The following is a 21,802-nucleotide window of genomic DNA, read 5'->3' as shown; positions in this document are numbered from 1 at the left end:
AGTAATGAAAGCTGGAAATAGCTACAAAAAACTAAATACCTAAAATCATTTTTGCAATTAAGAAATAGATTAAAATTCCGAAAATATCGTTAGATGTTGTAATAAAAGGACCTGTTGCTATTGCTGGGTCTATGCCTCTTTTATTTAAAAATAAAGGCACAAAAGTACCAATTAAACCAGCAACAATAATTACAATAACTAAAGAGCTAGAAATGGCCAAAGCTGTGTTTATTTTACCTTCGTAAATCCAAACAAAAACAAATAAGAAAAGTGCTAAAATAAATCCGTTTAAAGCAGCTAATAACATTTCTTTTATCAATCTGCTATTGATGCTTCCTTTAACATCGTCGTTTGCTAAACCTTGCACAATAATTGCTGAAGATTGTACACCAACATTACCAGCCATTGCAGCAATTAAAGGTGTAAAAAAGAAGAGTGCAGCATATTTTTCGAAAACTCCTTGAAAGCCTTCCATAATTATAAAAGCACCAATACCACCAATTAAACCTAAAAACAACCAAGGTAAACGTGCTTTGGTAAGTTCTAAAATGCTATCATCAGAATCTACATCTTGTGTTAAACCTGCTGCTAATTGATAATCTCTTTCTGCTTCGTCTTTTAAAACGTCTACAATATCATCTATGGTAATTCTACCTAATAAAACGTTGTTATCGTCTACAACTGGTATGGCTTCTAAATCGTATTTTGCCATAATTTTGGCCACTTCTTCATCATCTTCGTGTACGTTTACAGAATCGACTTTTGTTTTTAAAATATCTGCAATATGTTGGTCTGATTTAGAAACAATTAAATCTTTTAAAGACAATCTGCCCACTAATTTATTTTCTTTATCTACAACATAAATAGAGTGTACTCTAGTTACATCTTTGGCTTGCCCTCGAATTCTGCGCATACAGCCAGCAACTGTCCAAGTTTCGTAAACTTTTACCAATTCTTTGGCCATTAAAGCACCAGCAGTATTATCTTTATATGATAATAATTCTTTAATGTCTGCAGCTAAATCATCATCAATTAAAGCATTTATTACGCGTTCTTGTCGTTCTTCTGATAATTCTCCAATAATATCGGCGGCATCATCAGAATCCATTTCTTCTACTTCTTCTGCAATTTCTTTGGCAGATAAGTTTTCAAGAATTTTTTCTCGAATATCGTCTTCTAATTCTGTAAGAATTTCGGAAGTTTTTTCGCTATCTAAAAGCTTAATAATATAGATGGCTTCTTCAAAATTTACTTCGTCTAAAACTTCTGCAACATCTGCATAGTGCACCTCTTTAAACAATTTGGTAATTGCTTTTTGGTTGTTTTCTTTAATAAGAGAACTAAGGTTTTCTAGAAATTCGTCAGTGATTTCAAATACCATTTTCTGCGAGTTTTTGCGTGAGTGAAATAAACTCCAAAACCGATAATTGTTCTGGTCTTTTCGCAAATATAGGGTCTTCTTTTAAAGAATCCGAAAGATTAAAGGACTTTAAACTGGTACGTAACATTTTTCTTCTTTGATTAAATGCTGTTTTTACCACTCTAAAGAATAATTTTTCGTCTACAGGTAAAGAATAATCTTTTTTTCTGATAAGACGAATTACACCAGAATCTACTTTTGGTGGTGGATTAAATACAGTAGGTGGTACTGTAAACAGATACTCAACATCGAAAAAAGCTTGTGTTAACACAGAAAGAATTCCGTAAATTTTAGAACCTTCTTTTTCTGCTATTCGCATGGCAACTTCTTTTTGAAACATACCTGCAAATTCAGGAACAAATTCTCTGTTTTCTATGGCCTTAAAAACAATTTGAGTAGAAATATTATATGGAAAATTACCAATAATTGCTACTTGTTTTTTATTAAAAATTTCTTCGATATTTTGCTTTAAAAAATCGCCTTCTATAATTGCAAATTTTTCTTTGGATGTATTTAAGTTGAGGTGTTCTACAGGAAAAACATCTTTTAAATATGCAACCGATTCTCGGTCTAATTCTAAAACAGTAGTTTTCACTTTTTTCTGTAAAAGATATTTAGTTAATACTCCCATTCCTGGACCAATTTCTAAGACGTTTTCATACCCTTTTTCAGTTAAAGCATCTGCAATATCTTTTGCAATGGTTTCATCTGTTAAAAAATGCTGACCTAAATGTTTTTTTGCTTTTACAGACATAATTTAATTACTCACATTAGTAGGATAATATTCTTTTATCAACTTTAATTCCGTTCTAAAAGCTAACATTTTATCGCCGAATTTTTTTGCAATTTCTATGCGTAAATCGTCTGCATCTTCATTGTAATAATCTTCTAAATCTTCTCGGGTTTCTGCTGAATATTGCACAGAATATGTTTTGCCTCCCATTTCTTCATCAACCAAAACTTGGGTAAATTTAGCCGATTGAAATTTACCGGTGTTTAAAACATCTAAAATATGGGTTTCCATCCAAGTTAGCCATTCTTCATGAATTGCATCATCTATATTTATAGTTACGTTGTATATGTACATAGTTCGTTTTTAGTAATGGTTTTTGTTGGTGGTTTAGTTGTTGTTTTAAAAAATCAAGCTAAAAACAAACAGCAAAAAACCACAAACTATATTGTGTCTCCTCTTAATTTACGATATTTTTTTCGAGCATCAACCAAAAAAATACTAGAAGGATGATCAAAAATTATTTTCTGATAATATTCTTGCGCTTTTTCAGTATCATTTAGCTTTTCGTTGTACGTTTCTGCCATTAAATAATACACATCATCTGTTAAAAAACCTTGATTATCTGCAGAAATAATTTTTTCTAAACTTGCAATTGCTTCTAAATATTTTTCTTGTTTAATATATAGTTTTGCTTGCAACAAAAGTACATCATCATAAATAACTTCTCCAGGCACTAAACCATTAATTAATATTTCTTTTGATGAAAATAGATTTGCAATTTCTTGTAAAGCTTCTTCATTTTTATTTTGATAAGACAGCAATTCTGCTTTTGCCAATTGTTTTAAACCAGAAGGTATTGAATCTACAGGTTCGTTATCTGTAATTCTTAAAAATAAATCTACAGCATCATTGGCAATTAGTTGTGTTGTAGAGCTTTTTAATACTTTTAATTGTGCTTTTGCCCAATCGAAATCGCCTTTAAAATAGCTGGTTTGCGCTACTTTAAAACGTGCTTGTTGTGCTAATTCAGATCCTTTTAATTGGGTTTGAATTTGCGAAAAGTAAATTAAAGCTTTGTTAAATTGTCCTCTAAAAACAAGAACTTCTCCTAATTTTAGTTTGATGCTTCCTTTATCGAATTTTGATTTCGCATATGTTAACGCTTCTTTTAAAACAGTTGCTGCTTTTTCTGGTTGATTTTTTTGAAAGGTTAAAAAATCTGCATAAGTTACTTGTAAATCTATGGTTTGCGGATTTTTACCAAACTGCGTAAATAAATCTTTAAACAGTTTTTCTGTTTTAGGATTTTTTGTGGCTACAGCAATTTTTGCGAGGTATAAATTGGCTTCAATTTTTTCTTCTTTTAAAAATGATTTTTCATTGATAAAATAAAAACAAGCAGAAGAAGCTTCGTAATCTTTATTCTCAAAAGCTAGTTTACCCAAACTAAAAACATCAGATAAATTAGAAGGATTTCTTTGGTACAATGCTTTTTCTTGTATTAACGCTTTTCCATAATCTTTTTGTTGGGCAAATAACCAACTTAACAGCATGTTCCATTCGTCTTTTGGTTTACTTGCAGCTTTTCTTAATAAGGTTTTTCTGAATAAAATATTGGTTTCATTTTCTGCATCATCAGTTATGTATTTGCTGGCATATCTCTGAATTAGGTTTAGGTAATTTTCGTTTTTATCAACTAAATTTATGTACGATTCAAACATCAACTTAAAATCGCCTTTTTCTCCATAAATCTGAGCTATTTGAAAATTGTAATTTGCATTTTTATTGCTTTCCATGGCTTTTTTATACGCTAGAATAGCATAATCTAAAAGGTTATAATCTTTAAAAAGACGACCAATTATTCCTCCATAAGCACCATTTAAATCTAAAGATTGTATGGCTTTTTCGTAATTGGTTTTTGCAATTTCGTTAAGACGTTGCTTTTCGAAATTATAACCTAAAAAAACATACAAATAACTTTGTGTCGGATTTTCTTTTAATTTTTCTGTCAATAAATTTTCTGCTACTACAAACTTTTCAGTTTGTTGATAACAAGTAATTAATCGATTTAAATAAGTGGTGTTAAAAGAGCTTTTCGCGTATAATTTTTGATAAATCTGTGTTGCTTTTTCATATTCTCCTTGCCTAAAATAAGTTTCTGCCAAGAAAAAATTATTCTGATCTTCTTTCTGCTGACCAAAAGAAAAACAGCTGATTACTAGGAAAATGGTGAATACAAGGTGCTTCATACAATTCAAAGATAATTAACATAAATGTTAATTTTATATTAAACCCATCATATTTCTGACAATTCTTGTAACGTTTTGGCACGAAAGTTGTCTTTAGGGTATACAACCAATTAAAAAACTAATATTATGAACGAGCTAACCAACAAATACGAAAACGCTAAACAAAACTCTATTGAGTTTATGAAAAACGGACAAATTAGTGCTTATTTAAATGCACTTTTAGAAATGAATAAATACAAAAGATTAATGCTAGCTGTAGCTTTAAACTAGTGAATTATTTATCAGTATTCAGTAAGCAGTTAGTTTGTGACAGGAAACAGTAAACTGAGTACTGCCTACTTTATAAAATCAAAACCAGTATAAGGAATCAAGACTTCCGGAACTTGAATTCCATCTTCTGTTTGATAATTCTCTAGAATACCAGCCAAAACACGTGGTAAAGCCAAAGAGCTACCATTTAGTGTGTGCGCCAATTCGCTTTTACCTTCTTTATTTTTAAAACGTAGTTTTAATCTATTTGCCTGAAAAGTTTCGAAATTAGAGGCAGAACTGATTTCTAACCATCTGTCTTGTGCTGTAGAAAACAATTCAAAATCGAACGTTAATGCAGATGTAAAACCAGTATCACCACCACACAAACGCAAAATTCTATAAGGTAATTTAAGTTCTCTTAAAATATTTTTAATGTGTTCAACCATTCCATCTAAAGCTTTGTAAGAATTATCTGGATGTTCTACTCTTACAATTTCTACTTTATCAAATTGATGCAATCTGTTTAAACCACGTACATGCGCACCATAACTACCAGCTTCGCGTCTAAAACAAGGTGTGTACCCCGTTAAAGCGATCGGAAAATCTGATTCTTGCACTAAATCTCCACGAAACATATTTGTAATTGGCACTTCTGCTGTTGGTATTAAATACAAATCATCTATGGTAGAATGATACATTTGCCCATCTTTATCTGGCAATTGGCCAGTTGCAGTTGCAGAAGCCGTATTTACCAAATGAGGCACTTGCACTTCTGTATAACCAGCAGCTGTATTTTTATCTAAAAAATAATTGATTAAAGCACGTTGTAATCTTGCGCCTTTTCCTTTGTAAACAGGGAAACCAGCACCAGAAATTTTGGTGCCCAATTCAAAATCAATAATATCGTATTTTTTAGCTAATTCCCAATGAGGAAGTGCATGATCACCTAAATCAGGAATAATACCTTCACTAAAAATGTTTTCATTATCTTCTTCAGAAGTACCCGCTTTTACAGAAGCGTGAGGAATATTTGGTATTTGATACAAAAGCGTTTGCAATTCATCTGCATAAACATTCAATTTTTCAGACAATTCTTTTGCGCTTTCTTTTAATTCACCAGTTTTAGCTTTTAAAACATTGGCTTCTTGGGCTTTTCCACTTTTGTACAAATTTCCAATTTCTTTGGATATTTTATTAGATTCAGCTAATGTATTATCAAGCTCAACCTGAGTTGCTCTTCTGTTTTCATCCGCAGTTAAAACTTGTTCAATAATTGTTTCAGCATCAGCAAAATTACGTTTTGCCAAACCTTCTAATACAGTGGTTTTGTTTTCTCTAATAAAGTGTACTTGTAACATTTTCTGTAGAAATTTAAAACAGCAAATATATAATATAATTGCCATGAATACACGAATAATAATCGATCTTAATTTCTAAAAAAGAGAAATTTTAGCACGAGAGATTTTTCCCCTTTGGGGAATTAAAGGGGCTTATTGTTTTTAATATAATTTCGGGTAGTTTCTTCATCTTTTTTAAGTTGATGAATTAACAAGTCTACAGAATCAAATTTTTGCTCATCTCTCAGAAAGTAAATCAATTCTATGGTTAGGGTTTTGTTATACAAATCTTCATTAAAATCAAGAAAATGAACCTCAATGGTTTGATGATTGCCATCTACAGTAGGTCTATTACCAATATTCATCATCCCAAAAACAGTTTTTTGATCAATTAAAGATTTAACCACGTAAACACCAGTTTTAGGTATTAATTTATAAGTTTCTTTAACGTCTATATTTGCTGTTGGATAACCAATTTTACCACCTAACTGTTTGCCATTTATCACTTTACCATTTAGCATAAAGTAATATCCTAAATAATTATTGGCAGTTTTTAAGTTACCAGCATGTAAAGCGCGTCTAATTTTTGTAGAACTTACAGAAACATCATCAATATCTTGTGCAGGTATTTCTTCTACTTTAAAATCGTACACGTGGCTGTATTCTGTAAGTTGTATAATATTACCTTCTCTATTTTTTCCAAAATGATGATCGTAACCAATAATTAATTTAGAAATATTTAATTGATTTACTAAAATATCTCTCACAAATTCTAAAGCAGAAGTTCTAGAAAACTCTTTGCTAAAAGGATGAATTATTAAATAATCTAAACCTGTTTTTTCTAACAAAAAAGCACGTTCGTCAATGGTAGTAATCATTTCTATGCTAGCCTCTTTTTGAAGTACCATTCTTGGGTGAGGAAAAAAAGTAAGCAAAACCGATTTTTTATTGGCTTTTTTTGCCTCAAAAACCAATTTTTCTATTATTTTTTGATGCCCATAATGCACACCATCAAATGTACCTATAGTTACAAATGTCTGACTATCAGAAGTAAAATTTGAAATGTCTTGTACTACCTTCAAAAACAAAAAATTTATAGTACAAATGTACAATTTTGAAAAGTGAAAAAAGAAAATTAAGAATGGGATTTGGTGTGTTCATATGATAAATAACAGTTAGTTAATTTATTAAAATGACAAAATATTTAGCATTTTATTTAGGAATTCAAAAAAAATCGTATTTTGCATCTTAGTTAACAAATTAATTCAAATTATGATAAAAAAGATTTTACTTATTGCATTTATTGCTTTCGGTAGTTTAGCAATGGTGGCACAGACCACGATTACTGGAACAGTAAAAGACGCAAAAACAGGAGAAACACTTCCTGGAGCAAATGTTAAAATTTCTAGAAAAGCCTTAGGTACTACTACAGATTTTGATGGTAATTTTATGCTTAAAATTACAGATAACCCGCCATTTACACTAGAAATTTCTATGTTAGGATATCAAATGGTTAAGGTAGAAATTACTAAAAACAACCAAAAAGTTGCGATTAGTTTAGAAGAAAATGAAACTTCTTTAGATGAAATTGTGGTTTCTGCCTCTAGAACACCAGAACGTATTATGGAGTCTCCAGTTACAGTAGAAAGAATGGATTCAAGAGCTATTAAAAATACATCAGCACCTTCTTTTTACGATGGTTTAGAAAACCTAAAAGGGGTAGATGTAAATACAAATAGTTTAACTTTTAAATCTGTAAATACACGTGGTTTTGCAACATTTGCAAATACACGTTTTATGCAGTTGGTAGATGGTATGGATAATTCATCACCCGCCTTAAACTTTGCTTTAGGTAATTTATTGGGTATGTCTGAGTTAGACGTAAAAACTGTAGAATTACTTCCTGGAGCATCTTCTGCTCTTTATGGAGCAAACGCTTTTAATGGAATTATGTTTATGACGAGTAAAAGTCCTTTCGATGATCAAGGAATTAGTATTTCTTTAAAAACAGGATTAACAAGTCAGCAAGCAGCAGGAGACAATTCTTACACAGATTTAAACTTAAGAATGGCGTATGCTTTTTCTGAAAAATTTGCAGCAAAAGTTACCTTTTCTGCTTTAGATGGTACAGAATGGTATGCTACAGATTACAGAAATACAGCAAATGGAAAATATATAGCTGGCGATAGAAATTCTGATAGAAATTACGATGGTTTAAATGTGTATGGAGATGAGGTTTCTACAAACATTAATGGTGTTGCTCAAGCTTTAGAAGCCTTAGGAGTTTTACCAAATGGTGCAGCTGCATTAGTGCCAAGTGAAAACATTAGTAGAACTGGTTATGACGAAAAAGATTTAATGACCTATAATGCAGAGAGCATTAAGGTTGGTGCTTCTCTTAATTATAGACCTTTTGGTAACGATCGTTTAGAAATTATTTGGAACTCGAAAGTGGGTGTAGGTAACACCATTTATCAAGGTTTAAATAGATACAATATTACCAACTTTTTAATGGAACAACACAAATTAGAATTTAGAGGTAAAAACTTTTTTGTTAGAGGGTATTTAACAAGTGAAGATGCTGGAGATTCTTTTGATACTCGTTTCGCAGCAATTAATATCAACAGAGAGTGGAAAGATGATAATACTTGGTTTGGAGAATATGCAGGCGCTTATGCCTTAGGTACTTTATCAGGTTTAACTTCAGATCAAGCACATGCACTAGCAAGACAAATAGCAGAAACTGGCAGATATGAACCTGGTACTCCAGAATTTAAAGCTGCTTTCGATAAAGTTACTGCAGATCCAGACTTGGTTACAGGATCTAAATTTCAAGATCAAACAAAATTATATCACGCAGATGCAAATTACAATTTTCAAGACGTTGTAGATTGGGCAGAAGTGCAAGTAGGTGGTTCTTACAGAAGATATTCTTTAAACTCAATGGGAAGTATTTTTACAGATTATGATGGGCCAATTGATTATGATGAATATGGAGTATATTCTCAAATGCAAAAGAAATTTTTGGAAGAAGATCGTTTAAAATTAACAGCTTCTATACGTTACGATAAAGCACAAAATTTTGATGGTAATTTTTCTCCAAGAGTTTCTTTAGCATATGCAGCTGGCGAAAATAAAAATCAAAATTTTAGAGCTTCTTTTCAAACAGGTTTTAGAAATCCAACCACTCAAGATCAATATATTGGTTTAAATGCAGGTAGTGCGTATTTAGTAGGTTCTGCACCAGATAATTTAGATCGTTATTCTACACCAGCTTTATCTGTAAGTGGAGCAGGACAAGCAATTACTGGTTCTGCAACAGCTACAATTGTAGGTAGAGCAGCTTATGAAAATGCATTTTCTTTAGCATCAGTTTTAGCAGGAAATCCACAAGCAGCAGAAACAGGTTTAGTAAAGCCAGAAAAAGTTACAGCTTATGAGGTTGGTTATAGAGGTATAGTAAATGCTGGCGAAGCAAATGTTACTGTAGATTTAAGTGTGTATTATAATAGCTATGAAGATTTTATTTCATCTAAAAACGTATTAGTACCTTATTATGGTGTTGTTGGCGATAATACTTTATCATTATTAGCATTACAAAATGGAGATAGAGCAGTATTTTCTGCATATACAAACTCTGCAGCAGACATTAGTTCTTATGGTGCTTCTATTGGTTTAAATACAAAGGTTTTAAACGGATTTAACATTGGCTTAAATTATACTTATGCAAAATTTGATTTTGATCAATCTTCAGACCCAGATTTTGAAGCAGGTTTTAATACGCCAGAACATAAAGTAAAAGTTCAATTTGGTAAAACCGATTTATTTGAAAACTTTGGTTTTAATATTAATGTAAGATGGCAAGATGAATATTTATGGGAATCTAGTTTCCATGATACAGTAATTGATGCTAGAACCGTATTAGATGCTCAAGTAAATTATAGTATACCAAACTGGAAATCTGTAATTAAATTAGGAGGTGCAAACTTAACAGGTCAAGAGTATTTTAGTGCACCAGGTGTTGGGGCAATTGGTTCTCAGTACTACATTTCTTGGACAATTAATAACTAATAATAATTAAGATATTTTATGAAAAATTATAAATATATAGGGTTGTTTCTTTTATCATTAAGCATTGTTTCTTGTGATGTTAATAATGATTTAGATGCCATACCTGAAGAAATTGCAGCAGAAGTTGCATTAAATACAAACGGATTAGATTTTTCTTCTTATGTTTCTATAGGAGCATCATTTACAGCAGGTTTTACAGATAATGCGCTTTTTATAGCTGCTCAAGAAAACTCTTTTCCCAACATTTTAGCCAGTAAATTTGGCACAACTTTTAATCAGCCTTTAATGAATGATAATATTGGAGGTTTATTATATGGTGGAACTCAAATTCAAGGACCTCGATTTTATTTTGATGGTGCAGGACCAGCAACTTTACCAGCAACACCTACCACAGAAACTACAAATGTAATAACAAGTGGTGTTCATAATTATGGAATACCAGGTGCTAAAAGTTTTCATTTTGTAGCTTCTGGTTATGGTAGCTTACAAGGAGTGCCATTACAGTTGGCAAATCCTTATTTTGCAAGAATTGCTTCTAGTGCTTCTGCAACAGTTTTAGGTGATGCTATGGCTCAAGCTCCAACGTTTTTCACATTATCAGAAATAGGAGGAAATGATGTTTTAGGTTATGCGCTGTCTGGTGGTTCTGGTGTAGATCAAACAGGTAATTACGACCCTTCTACTTATGGTACTTCAGATATTACAGATCCAGTAGTTTTTGCTAATGTTTTCAATACAATGATTACCACTTTAACTGCAAATGGAGCAAAAGGTGTTGTAGCTAATGTGCCATACATAACAAATTTAGCTAATTTTACAACTGTAACTCATGATGTTATTCCTTTAGATGCAGCTACTGCATCAGCAGTAAATAATGCTTATGCCGCTTATAATGGAGGTTTACAATTAGCGTTTTCTTATAATTTAATTGATGAAGATGAGTTAGCAAAAAGAACCATTAATTTCGAAGCATCTGAAACCAATTCAGTTGTTATAGAAGATGAAGACTTAACAGACTTATCGAGCTTAGGTTTACCAAATTACAGACAAGGTACTGCAGATGATTTATTTGTACTTGCAGGAGCGTCTTTTATAGGTACAGAAGCAGTTGCAGGAAATCCTTTAACAGTTAATGGAGTTGCTATTCCATTAGCAGATCAATGGGTAATTACACCAGAAGAACAAGCTGCTATTAAAACAGCAACAGATGCATATAATACAACAATTGCTGGTATTGCTTCTGCAAATCCTAACATTGCTTTAGTAGATTTTAAAGCCATATTAGAAGAAGCGTCTAATGGAATTACTTTTGATGATTATACGTTAACTACAAATCTTGTTACAGGTGGTTTAATTAGTTTAGATGGTGTTCATTTAACAGCTAGAGGATATGCTTTAATGGCAAATAAAATTTTAGCAGTTATGGATGCTGAATTTGGTTCTAATTTTACATCTGCTACAGGTGGTTTGGCAGTTGCAGGAGATTATCCTACTAACTACTCTCCAGAGTTAAGATAAAAATTACTTAATAGTTATACACAAAAAAAGGTTGAGAAATTTTCTCAACCTTTTTTTATTTATGAGAGCATCATTTTTGCTCTTTTAACTCCTTCAACTAGAATATCAATTTCTTCTTTAGTATTGTAAAAAGAAAAAGATGCTCTTATTGTTCCAGGTATTTTATAATAATCCATTATGGGTTGCGCACAATGATGGCCAGTTCTTACAGCAATACCTAATTTATCTAGAATTGCACCAATATCATAAGGATGAATAGCATCAACATTAAAAGAAATAACTGCTGTTTTTTCTGCGGATGTTCCATAGATTTTTAAACCATCAATTTTTAATAATTCTGATGTGCCATATTCTAAAAGCTCATTTTCATATTTTGCAATAGCATCAAAACCAACAGAATTCATATAATCAATTGCAGCTCCAAAGGCAATTCCACCACAAATATTAGGTGTTCCTGCTTCAAATTTATGAGGTAAACCTGCATACGTCGTTTTTTCAAAAGAAACTGTAGCAATCATTTCTCCTCCACCTTGATAAGGAGGCAATTTCTCTAACCATTCTTGTTTTCCATACAACATTCCAACTCCTGTTGGGCCACATAATTTATGAGCAGAAGCCACATAAAAATCAACATTTAAGGCTTGTACATCTGGTTTTATATGTGGTGTTGCTTGTGCACCATCTATTAAAACAGCAGCACCAATGTTATGTGCAGCTTCAATAATTTCTTCTATAGGATTCACAGTTCCTAAGGCATTAGAAACGTGATTTGAGAAAACTAATTTTGTGTTGTCATTCAATAGTTGATGATAAGTTTCCATATCTAAACTACCTTCATCTGTCATCGGAATCACCTTTAAAATGGCTCCAGTTTTTTCGCATAACATTTGCCAAGGCACAATATTAGAATGATGTTCTAAAGCAGAAACAATAATTTCATCGCCTTTGTTTAAAAGAGATGCAAATCCTGATGCAACCATATTTATACTATGTGTTGTACCCGAAGTTAAAATGATTTCATAAGCTTCTTTGGCATTAAAATGTTTTTGTACTTTAATACGTGCTTCTTCGTATTTGTCTGTTGCTTCTTGACTTAAAGTATGCACACCTCTGTGGATGTTAGAATTGTAATTACTATAATAATCTACAATAGTATCAATTACAATTTGTGGTGTTTGTGAAGTAGCAGCATTATCAAAATAAACCAAAGGTTTTCCGTGAACAGTTCTTTTTAGAATTGGGAAATCTTCTCTAATTTTATCTACATTAAACATAAAAATCAATTTAAGATACAAAGATAAACCTCTATTTTTTAAACCTCTAAAAAAGGCAATATGATTTTCTTATTTTTACATTACTAAACTCTTCTAAATATGAAAATTTTTAAACGAATTCTACTTTTATTATGCATTGTAGTTATTATCGCTGTTTTTTTTAATTACCCAAAATTGAATATAATTGCAGGATATTCAGCAAAAAACACAGCTTCATCAGTGTTTTTAGCAAATCGATCTTTAGAATTTACAGATAAAACAGATAATAATTTTTCGCCAATAAACTTGGCCACAGATGTAGTTAAAAAAGATAAAAATATCGCAAGTTCATCTGTTTTTAACTTATTAACAAGAAAAGCGATTTACAGAAAGGGATTAGGAGCTGTTTTAACGTTAACTAAAGAAGATGAAACTGCAGCTTATTTAGTGCCTAAAAGAGCAAAAGCAGATAATATTACGCCTTATCCTTATGGAAATGCTGAACAGAAAGACACCATTTTTGCAAACATTAATTATGATAAATTAAACGAAACTGTGGCATCAGTTTTTGGTAAAAATCAATCAAGAGCTGTAGTTGTTATTTATAAAGATCAAATTATTGCAGAAAAATATGCCAAAGGTTTTACCAAAGATTCTAGAATTTTAGGCTGGTCTATGACCAAAAGTATTATGAGTACAGTTTTCGGAGTTATGCAACATCAAAATAAATTAAAAATTACAGATAAGGCACCAATTGATTCTTGGCAAAATGATGAACGTAAAAACATAAGCATTCATAATTTATTACAGATGAATTCTGGTTTAGAATGGGATGAAAATTATAACGAAATTTCTGATGTTACAAAAATGCTCTTTTTAGAAAGAGATATGACTAAAATGCAAGCAGAAAAGCCCTTAATAGGTAAAATAAATGCGTCTTGGAACTATTCTTCTGGAACTTCGAACTTGTTATCTGGAATTGTTAGAAATCAGTTTAAAACGCATCAAGAATACTTAGATTATTGGTACTCAGATTTAATTGATAAAATTGGAATGAATTCCATGGTTCTAGAAACGGATTTAGCAGGTAATTATGTTGCATCTTCTTATGCTTGGGCAACTCCAAGAGATTGGGGTAAATTCGGTTTATTATACTTGCATAAAGGGAACTGGAATGGAACTCAAATTTTTGCAAAAGGTTGGGCAGATTATGTTGCAACACCTACACCAACATCAAACGGAATTTACGGTGCTCAGTTTTGGTTAAATGCAAATGGTGGTTTTAAAGATGTACCAAAAAACATGTTTTATGCTGATGGATATCAAGGACAAAGAGTCTATATTTTACCAGATCAAGATTTGATAATTGTTAGAATGGCACTTTCTTGGATGGAAGAAAACAAGTTTTTAAAAGGTGTTTTAGAAAGTATTGAACAATAGTTTCTTTAATTTTTTGCATATTTGCAACTCAAAATAGTAGAAATAAACCAATTTTTAGCTTATGAATATATTTAATCAACATAAAAAAGGACGCTTTTTGCGACTATTTAAAGGTATATTCTAGATAGAAATTTTAAATAATATTGTAAAAACGTCCAAAATTCATTTTTTGGACGTTTTTTTTTGAAATTAATTTAGATGCTGATAAAAAGTGTAAGTCGTAACTACATATCACAACTTCAAAGAGTTATCTAAACTCACCATTTCCGATTTATTTCGGGCAGGAAATTTATTGTTTAAAAATTAAATAAAACATTGATAATCAAATAAATAAATTTAAATTTTTCTTGTGTAAATAAAAAATACGTTTTAGGTTTGCATCGCAATCAAAAATAAAATTTGATAAAGCAAAAACAATAATAACAACTGATTCATTTCAGTACAAACACGAAGTATATGTTAAATAACAGATTTCACAAAAACATACAAAGAGAACAAAGTTCTTTTTATGGTTTACTTCGCGACTTTTATAATTACAAATAGCAATCACTATTAAATATGAAAAGTCCGAAGTTGTAAACTTTCGGACTTTTTTTATGGCTATAATTTCCTAGAATTTTTCCGAATATTTTTAAGAATAGTTATCAACCAAAGATTGGTAACAAAAACATACATTTTTTTGGCGTTACCTATAAAGGTCAGGCTTTCCGCACTCGCTTTTTTTCTGAAAAAGAAAAAAGAGCTCAAACAAATGCTACAATCCCTAACGCAACAAACTTGTTAGCTAATACCCAAAATTAAAAGCGAACAGCAAATTAAAAATAAAATGAAAACAAAAATAATACAAATATCTGCAGGAAAAGGACCAGTAGAATGTGCAAATGTAGTAGCAAAAGTGTTAAAAATATTTCTTAAAGAATTGGTAAGCAATAAGATTGATTACACAATTTTAAACAGAGAACCTGGAACAGAAAATGGCACAATACAATCTGTAAACATTCAAATTACGGGAAATTATCTTGCCGATTTTACTATAAATTGGTTGGGGACAATTCAATGGGTTGGAACATCAACTTTTAGAAAATACCACAAACGTAAAAATTGGTTTATTGGCTGTTTTGAAATTGATAATTCATCAACAATCGAAATCAATGAAAATGAAATCAGTTTTCAAGCAATTAGAAGTTCTGGAGCAGGAGGTCAGCATGTTAATAAAGTTAGTTCTGCAATTAGAGCAAAACATACAAAAACAGGGTTGCAAGTTGTAGTGATGGATAGCAGGTCTCAGCATCAAAATAAAAAAATAGCCATAAAACGTCTACAAGAAAAAGTAGCCGAGTTTAATAAGAATCAGTTGAAAGAGCTAATTAAAAATGAATGGGAAAATCATCAGCAATTAGAAAGAGGTAATCCTGTAAGAATTTTTAACGGAAGCGATTTTAAATCAATCCAGAAAAGTAAATCATTTAAAAACAAAAGAAATCAGTTAAAAAATGATTTAAGAAAACAATTAGAATAAAATGGGAACATTAGTAAATAATTATGTGTTTAAAGCATTAGAAAATTATCCTTACGATTTAGAAGAAGTAATGGAAGCTTTAAATTATGCATTGTCTTATGATGATAAAAATACAATGGCATTAACTTTAATGGGAAGAGTTTATGCAGAAAAATTATTAAAATACGATGAAGCAAAAGTTTATTTTAAACAAGCTTTGGCAGAAAATATATATGCTTTTGAAGTTTATGCACCTTATATAAACACACTTTTATGGAATGAAGATTATAAGGAAGTAGCAGAATTTATCGATTTTACTTTAACTATAAAGGGTTCAGATAAAGCAGTTTTATACTTAAAAAAGGCAATATTAAAAGAGCAATTAAAAGAATATAAAGAAGCTTTAAGTTGTATAAAAAAAGCAAAAGAGCATACGTATAATTCAGATTTTATGTCTGATATCAATATAGAAAAAGAACGTATTAAGGGGAAAATGCCAAAGAAAAAGAAAGAAAAAACCATTAAAAAAGGTAAAAAAGAAAATGGAAAATAAAATGAAAATCACAGGAAAAGAAATTATTGCTTTAGGTTATAAATCTGCAAAATGGTTTCCAGAAGCTATTGAACATATCAATACAAATGAATTATCAAAAGAAGAAATGATAACTTATTTAGAAAAATTTAAAGTAGAAACTATAGATTTATTAGAAGAAATTGCTGATTTAAAAATCAATATAAAATCAGAAAATGAACTAGAAGATATTAATGTGGATGCTGTAATTACATCAATGCAAACCTTAATGAAAACACCGACAATTGTTGGTGGAGCAGTAATGCCAGATGCATGCCCAACAGGACCTGAAGGGGTAATTCCTGTTGGTGGAGTAGCTGTTGCAAAAAATGCCATTCATCCAGGAATGCATTCTGCAGATATTTGTTGTTCTGTGATGTTAACAGATTTTGGAAAAGCAAAATCTAAGGATGTTTTAGATGCAGCACATTCTATTACACATTTTGGTCCTGGAGGTAGAGATAGAAATTCGCAATTTCGTTTTCCTTCGGATTTGTTAGCAGAAATTGAAGCGAATCCTTTTTTAAACAATCAAAAATGTATTTCTGCTGCAAGATCACATCTTGGAACACAAGGAGATGGAAATCATTTTTTGTTTGTTGGTAAGTCTAAAAAAACAGGAAACACCATGTTAATTACACATCATGGTTCTAGAGGTTTTGGAGCTAATTTATATAGCAGAGGAATGAAAATTGCAGAACAATTTCGAAAAGAATTGTCTCCACAAACTTTAAAACAAAATGCGTGGATTCCTTTTGAAACAGAAGAAGGTAAAAATTACTGGGAAGCTTTGCAAATCATTAGAAAATGGACAAAGAAAAACCACGAAGTTTTACATGATGCTACCTTGCATAAATTAGGAATTCAGCAAGAAAACAGGTTTTGGAACGAACATAATTTTGTATTTAAAGATGGAGATTTGTTTTATCATGCAAAAGGAGCAACTCCTTTAGATGCCAAGTTTATGCCAGATATTACAGGGCCTAGATTAATACCTTTAAATATGGCTGAACCTGTTTTAATTGTAGAAGGTAAAACAACTGAAAATAATTTAGGTTTTGCACCTCATGGAGCAGGAAGAAATGTAAGTAGAACACAACACAGAAAAAGCAAAACAGGAACAGTAAAAGATATTTTTAAGGATGAAACCAAAGGTTTAGATATCCGATTTTTCTCGAATGAAATTGATATTACTGAATTACCATCAGCATATAAAAATGCTGAAACTGTTAGAAATCAAATGGAGGAATTTGGTTTGGGAGAAGTTATTGATGAGGTTATGCCTTATGGCTGTATTATGGCTGGTAATTGGCAAAAAAATGCACCTTGGAGAAATAAGAGAAGACAGGATAAAAGGAAATAGGTTTTAGTCATCAATAAAAAAACCACGCTTATGCGTGGTTTTTAATATATATATTGATTTTAGTTTTTTCCTTTTATTAAACTTAAAGCAACTGCAATAATACCTAGAGCTAAAACGATATAAGCATTCGTGTTGTCTTGTGCTTCAACTAAATCTAAATCTCCAATAGAAATTTGTGTTTCTGGCACTACCATTGTGTAAATTCCGTAGGCTAATAAAATTACTCCTATAACTAATAATACCGATTTTATTGTCTTGTTCATAATGTATTGGTTTAAAGATTTCAATACAAAACTAATATATAAACTTAGTTAAATGTAGCGCATTCGCAATAAAACTTAACTGATTTACCTATAAATCAAAACCAATATTAACGCCTAATTTCTTAGCTATTAACTTTGTAATTCTAGATTTTACTTCTGGTATTTTTACGCTTTCTAAAACCGTATTTGCAAAAGCAAACATCAATAATCCTTTACCTTCTTTTTGCGGAATTCCACGTTGTTGCATATAAAATAAGGCATCATCATCTAATTGACCAATAGTACAACCATGAGAACATTTTACATCATCAGCAAAAATTTCTAATTGTGGTTTTGCATTTATGGTAGCTTTATCATTTACTAAAACATTATTGTTTTGTTGATAAGCGTTTGTTTTCTGAGCTTCTTTATTTACAATTACTTTACCATTAAAAACACCTGTAGAACGCTCATCAAAAATACCTTTATAATCTTGGTGAGATTCGCAATTTGGCTCTATATGATGCACTAATGTATGATGATCTACATGTTGCTTACCTTCAATAATAGTAACACCTTTTAAAATAGAGTCTATATGTTCTCCATTTTGATAAAAGTTTAAATTGTTTCTGGTGATATTTCCTCCAAAAGAAAATGTATGCACAGAAGCTACACTATTCGATTTTTGATTTACATAAGTATTATCAACCAAAGAAGCGTTTATATCATCATTTTGAATTTTATAAATATCTACAGTAGCACTTTTATCAACAAAAACTTCTGTAACTACGTTAGATAAAACTGCGTTTGATGTTAAACTTTGATGACGTTCTATAATTTGAACATGTGCATTTTCTTCTACAACAATTAAATTTCTAGGTTGTACCATTGTAGAAATATCTGCACAGGTAGAAAAATTAATAATCTGTATTGGCTTTTGTACTTCTACATTTTTAGGAATATGTATATAAGCTCCTTCTTTTGCAAAAGCTGTGTTTAAAGACGTTAAATTGTCTTTTTGGGCTACTTTATTAAAATACTTGTCTATTACAGGTTTGTATTTCGATTTAGAAAAAGCTGCAGACATTAAGCAAACATCAATAGTATCGTGCGTAGTTTGTGATAAAAACGGGCTGTATTTACCATCAATAAAAACCACTTTATAACTATCTATATCATGTATAAAATACTTTTTTACATCTGCTAATTCTACTGTTGTACATTTATTAGGAAAAATACTGTAATCTTCTTTTAAAATTGAGTTTAAAGAAGTGTATTTCCAAGTTTCTAACTTTTTGGTTGGGAAACCTAATTTCTCGAAATTTTCTAAAGCTTCTGTTCTAATGTCATGCACATCTGTATTGATGTCTACTTCATTTTCAAAAGCTACATATGAAGAAAGTATCTTATCTTTTAATAATTCCATTGTTGTTCAAAGTTTTAAGTTTAAAATTCAAGATTGAGTAACTTTGAATTTAAAATTTTTGAATTTTGAATAAGAGTAAGCTATACTAACTCTTTCTTAATCCAGTCATAACCTTTAGCTTCTAGTTCTAAAGCTAAAGAAGCATCACCAGTTTTTACAATTTTACCATCGTGTAAAACGTGTACAAAATCTGGTACTATATAATCTAACAAACGTTGGTAATGTGTAATTACAATTACAGCATTGTCTTTAGATTTTAGCTTATTTACACCATTTGCTACAATACGCAAAGCATCGATATCTAAACCAGAATCTGTTTCATCTAAGATGGCCAATTTAGGCTCTAACATTGCCATTTGAAAGATTTCGTTACGTTTCTTTTCTCCACCTGAAAACCCTTCGTTTAAAGAACGCGATAAAAACTTTCTGTCTATTTCTAACAATTCAGATTTTTCACGAATTTTCTTTAACATGTCTTTAGCAGGCATGTCTTCTAAACCTTTTGCTTTTCTGGTTTCGTTTATGGCTGTTTTTATAAAGTTAGTTACAGAAACTCCAGGAATTTCTACTGGATATTGAAATGATAAAAACACACCATTATGTGCTCTTTCTTCAGGAGCTAATTCACTAATATCTTCGCCATCTAACTCTATAATTCCGTCAGTTACTTCATATTCTTCTTTTCCTGCAACAATGTTAGCTAACGTACTTTTACCAGCACCATTTGGCCCCATAATTGCGTGAACTTCACCAGCCTTTACTTCTAAATTCAATCCTTTTAAAATTGATTTTTCTTCTATTGAAGCGTGTAAATTGTTTATTTTTAACATGATAATTTTTATTTCCTACAACGTCTTTTTTGATATTGGAGGTATTTGCATTTTTATTTATTTAATACCTACAAGGTTCTTGAAACCTTGCAGGAAAATCCTATCTATCCTACAGAACCTTCTAAAGAAATTTCCAATAATTTTTGAGCTTCTACAGCAAATTCCATTGGTAATTTATTTAACACCTCTTTGCTAAATCCGTTTACAATTAAAGCGATTGCTTTTTCGGTATCAATTCCTCTTTGATTACAGTAAAATAATTGGTCTTCACCAATTTTACTTGTAGTAGCTTCGTGCTCTATTTGAGCGGATTTATTTTTAGCTTCTATGTACGGAAATGTATGTGCGCCACAAGCATTACCCATCAACAAAGAATCGCATTGAGAGAAATTACGAGCGTTTTCTGCTCTCGAATTTACTTGAACCAAACCTCTGTAAGAGTTTTGGGATTGACCTGCAGAAATACCTTTAGAAATAATGGTAGACTTGGTGTTTTTACCCAAGTGAATCATTTTAGTACCTGTATCTGCTTGTTGAAAGTGATTGGTTACTGCAATTGAGTAAAATTCGCCAACAGAATTGTTTCCTTTTAACACACAAGAAGGATATTTCCAAGTTACAGCAGAACCTGTTTCTACCTGTGTCCAAGAAATTTTTGCATTGGTTTCGCACAAACCTCTTTTGGTTACAAAGTTAAAAACGCCACCTTTTCCGTTTTCATCACCAGGAAACCAGTTTTGAACCGTAGAATATTTAATTTCTGCATCGTCCATTGCAATTAATTCTACAACAGCTGCATGCAATTGATTTTCATCTCTTTGTGGGGCAGTACATCCTTCTAAATAAGAAACGTAACTACCTTTATCTGCAACTACTAAAGTTCTTTCAAATTGCCCTGTTCCACCTTCGTTAATTCTAAAGTAGGTTGATAATTCCATTGGACATTTTACACCTTTTGGAATGTAACAAAAAGATCCATCAGAAAAAACAGCCGAATTTAAAGCAGCATAAAAATTGTCTGTTGTTGGTACAACTGTTCCTAAATATTTTTTTACCAATTCTGGATGTTCTTGAATGGCTTCTGAAATTGGCATAAAAATAATACCTTTTTCACCTAAGGTTTTCTTAAAAGTAGTGGCTACAGAAACAGAATCCATTACAATATCTACTGCAACATTGGCTAGTTTCTTTTGTTCATCAATAGAAATTCCTAATTTTTTAAAGGTTTCTAATAAATCTGGATCTACTTCGTCTAAAGAATTTAATTTTGGTTTCTTTTTTGGTGCAGAATAGTAAGCAATTTCTTGAAAATTTGGCTTTGGATATTTTACATTTGCCCAATCTGGCTCAGTCATTTTTTCCCAAACTCTAAAAGCTTCAAGTCTCCATTCCGTCATCCATTCTGGTTCGTTTTTCTTTTTAGAAATTGCACGAACAACATCTTCATTTAACCCTTTTGCAAAGGTTTCACTTTCTATATCTGTATAAAAACCATATTCATACTCTTTGGTTTTTAATTCTAATTCTAAATCGTCTTCTGTATACTTACTCATAATTTTTCTTTTTTATTCCTTCTCTTTTGAGAAGGTTAGGATGGGC

Annotated in this window: 18 protein-coding genes; 7 read left to right on the top strand and 11 right to left on the bottom strand. The window is 31.0% G+C overall.

Features of this window, described 5'->3' with window-relative positions; all coding sequences use genetic code 11:
- Positions 1-31: 31 nt before the first annotated feature.
- The 4 genes from mgtE to ACWYN7_RS03340 all read right to left on the bottom strand — a co-directional run bounded on the left by mgtE (position 32) and on the right by ACWYN7_RS03340 (position 4,402).
- Complete coding sequence (gene mgtE, locus ACWYN7_RS03355; RefSeq protein WP_462858435.1) at positions 32-1,381, bottom strand: magnesium transporter; 1,350 nt, start codon at positions 1,379-1,381, stop codon at positions 32-34.
- The gene (rsmA, locus tag ACWYN7_RS03350) at positions 1,371-2,174 is read right to left on the bottom strand and encodes a 16S rRNA (adenine(1518)-N(6)/adenine(1519)-N(6))-dimethyltransferase RsmA (RefSeq protein WP_462858434.1); all 804 of its coding nucleotides are present in this window, start codon (positions 2,172-2,174) and stop codon (positions 1,371-1,373) included. Before rsmA ends, mgtE begins: the two co-directional genes overlap by 11 nt.
- Positions 2,175-2,177: 3 nt before the next feature.
- Positions 2,178-2,507, bottom strand: a complete 330-nt coding sequence (locus tag ACWYN7_RS03345; protein WP_462858433.1) for a DUF4286 family protein — start codon at positions 2,505-2,507, stop codon at positions 2,178-2,180.
- Positions 2,508-2,593: 86 nt separating this feature from the next.
- The gene (locus tag ACWYN7_RS03340; protein ID WP_462858432.1) at positions 2,594-4,402 is read right to left on the bottom strand and encodes a tetratricopeptide repeat protein; all 1,809 of its coding nucleotides are present in this window, start codon (positions 4,400-4,402) and stop codon (positions 2,594-2,596) included.
- A 126-nt stretch (positions 4,403-4,528) separates the two neighbouring features.
- On the opposite strand from ACWYN7_RS03340, the gene ACWYN7_RS03335 reads away from it, so the two are divergent.
- Positions 4,529-4,672 carry a hypothetical protein gene (locus tag ACWYN7_RS03335; RefSeq protein ID WP_462858431.1) on the top strand — a complete coding sequence of 48 codons (144 nt, stop codon included), beginning with the start codon at positions 4,529-4,531 and terminating at the stop codon, positions 4,670-4,672.
- Positions 4,673-4,737: 65 nt separating this feature from the next.
- Here ACWYN7_RS03335 and serS read toward each other — a convergent pair whose 3' ends face one another.
- The gene (gene serS / locus ACWYN7_RS03330) at positions 4,738-6,012 is read right to left on the bottom strand and encodes a serine--tRNA ligase (protein ID WP_462858430.1); all 1,275 of its coding nucleotides are present in this window, start codon (positions 6,010-6,012) and stop codon (positions 4,738-4,740) included.
- A gap of 122 nt (positions 6,013-6,134) precedes the next feature.
- Positions 6,135-7,073 carry a bifunctional riboflavin kinase/FAD synthetase gene (locus ACWYN7_RS03325; RefSeq protein WP_462858429.1) on the bottom strand — a complete coding sequence of 313 codons (939 nt, stop codon included), beginning with the start codon at positions 7,071-7,073 and terminating at the stop codon, positions 6,135-6,137.
- Between the two features lie 190 nt (positions 7,074-7,263).
- On the opposite strand from ACWYN7_RS03325, the gene ACWYN7_RS03320 reads away from it, so the two are divergent.
- Together ACWYN7_RS03320 and ACWYN7_RS03315 are read left to right on the top strand one after the other, a co-directional pair.
- Positions 7,264-10,062: a TonB-dependent receptor gene (locus ACWYN7_RS03320; protein WP_462858428.1), complete on the top strand. Its 2,799-nt coding sequence runs from the start codon at positions 7,264-7,266 to the stop codon at positions 10,060-10,062.
- A gap of 18 nt (positions 10,063-10,080) precedes the next feature.
- Positions 10,081-11,580 (top strand): G-D-S-L family lipolytic protein, encoded by a 1,500-nt coding sequence (locus tag ACWYN7_RS03315; protein ID WP_462858427.1) that lies wholly within the window; start codon positions 10,081-10,083, stop codon positions 11,578-11,580.
- Between the two features lie 59 nt (positions 11,581-11,639).
- Here the strand turns inward: ACWYN7_RS03315 and ACWYN7_RS03310 are convergent, their stop codons facing one another.
- The gene (locus ACWYN7_RS03310) at positions 11,640-12,854 is read right to left on the bottom strand and encodes an aminotransferase class V-fold PLP-dependent enzyme (protein ID WP_462858426.1); all 1,215 of its coding nucleotides are present in this window, start codon (positions 12,852-12,854) and stop codon (positions 11,640-11,642) included.
- Between the two features lie 99 nt (positions 12,855-12,953).
- Between ACWYN7_RS03310 and ACWYN7_RS03305 the strand changes: the two genes are divergently transcribed.
- The 4 genes from ACWYN7_RS03305 (at position 12,954) to ACWYN7_RS03290 (ending at position 17,705) form a co-directional block, all read left to right on the top strand.
- On the top strand, positions 12,954-14,273 hold the full coding sequence (locus ACWYN7_RS03305) for a serine hydrolase domain-containing protein (protein ID WP_462858425.1): 1,320 nt from the start codon (positions 12,954-12,956) through the stop codon (positions 14,271-14,273).
- An 826-nt stretch (positions 14,274-15,099) separates the two neighbouring features.
- Complete coding sequence (gene prfH / locus ACWYN7_RS03300) at positions 15,100-15,792, top strand: peptide chain release factor H (protein ID WP_462858424.1); 693 nt, start codon at positions 15,100-15,102, stop codon at positions 15,790-15,792.
- Position 15,793: 1 nt separating this feature from the next.
- Positions 15,794-16,324: a tetratricopeptide repeat protein gene (locus tag ACWYN7_RS03295; RefSeq protein WP_462858423.1), complete on the top strand. Its 531-nt coding sequence runs from the start codon at positions 15,794-15,796 to the stop codon at positions 16,322-16,324.
- A 1-nt stretch (position 16,325) separates the two neighbouring features.
- The gene (locus ACWYN7_RS03290) at positions 16,326-17,705 is read left to right on the top strand and encodes an RtcB family protein (RefSeq protein ID WP_462858422.1); all 1,380 of its coding nucleotides are present in this window, start codon (positions 16,326-16,328) and stop codon (positions 17,703-17,705) included.
- 59 nt (positions 17,706-17,764) lie between these two features.
- Here ACWYN7_RS03290 and ACWYN7_RS03285 read toward each other — a convergent pair whose 3' ends face one another.
- The 4 genes from ACWYN7_RS03285 to sufB form a co-directional block, all read right to left on the bottom strand.
- A complete protein-coding gene (locus ACWYN7_RS03285; protein ID WP_462858421.1) occupies positions 17,765-17,968 on the bottom strand; it encodes a hypothetical protein in 204 nt (67 codons plus the stop codon).
- Between the two features lie 88 nt (positions 17,969-18,056).
- A complete protein-coding gene (sufD, locus tag ACWYN7_RS03280) occupies positions 18,057-19,373 on the bottom strand; it encodes a Fe-S cluster assembly protein SufD (protein WP_462858420.1) in 1,317 nt (438 codons plus the stop codon).
- 80 nt (positions 19,374-19,453) lie between these two features.
- Positions 19,454-20,203, bottom strand: coding sequence for a Fe-S cluster assembly ATPase SufC (gene sufC / locus ACWYN7_RS03275; protein WP_459486923.1), 750 nt, complete (start codon positions 20,201-20,203; stop codon positions 19,454-19,456).
- A gap of 104 nt (positions 20,204-20,307) precedes the next feature.
- A complete protein-coding gene (gene sufB / locus ACWYN7_RS03270; RefSeq protein WP_462858419.1) occupies positions 20,308-21,756 on the bottom strand; it encodes a Fe-S cluster assembly protein SufB in 1,449 nt (482 codons plus the stop codon).
- Positions 21,757-21,802 lie beyond the last annotated feature (46 nt).

This window comes from Polaribacter sp. M10 (assembly GCF_054968445.1).
This window is presented reverse-complemented; position numbering and strand designations above follow the sequence as displayed.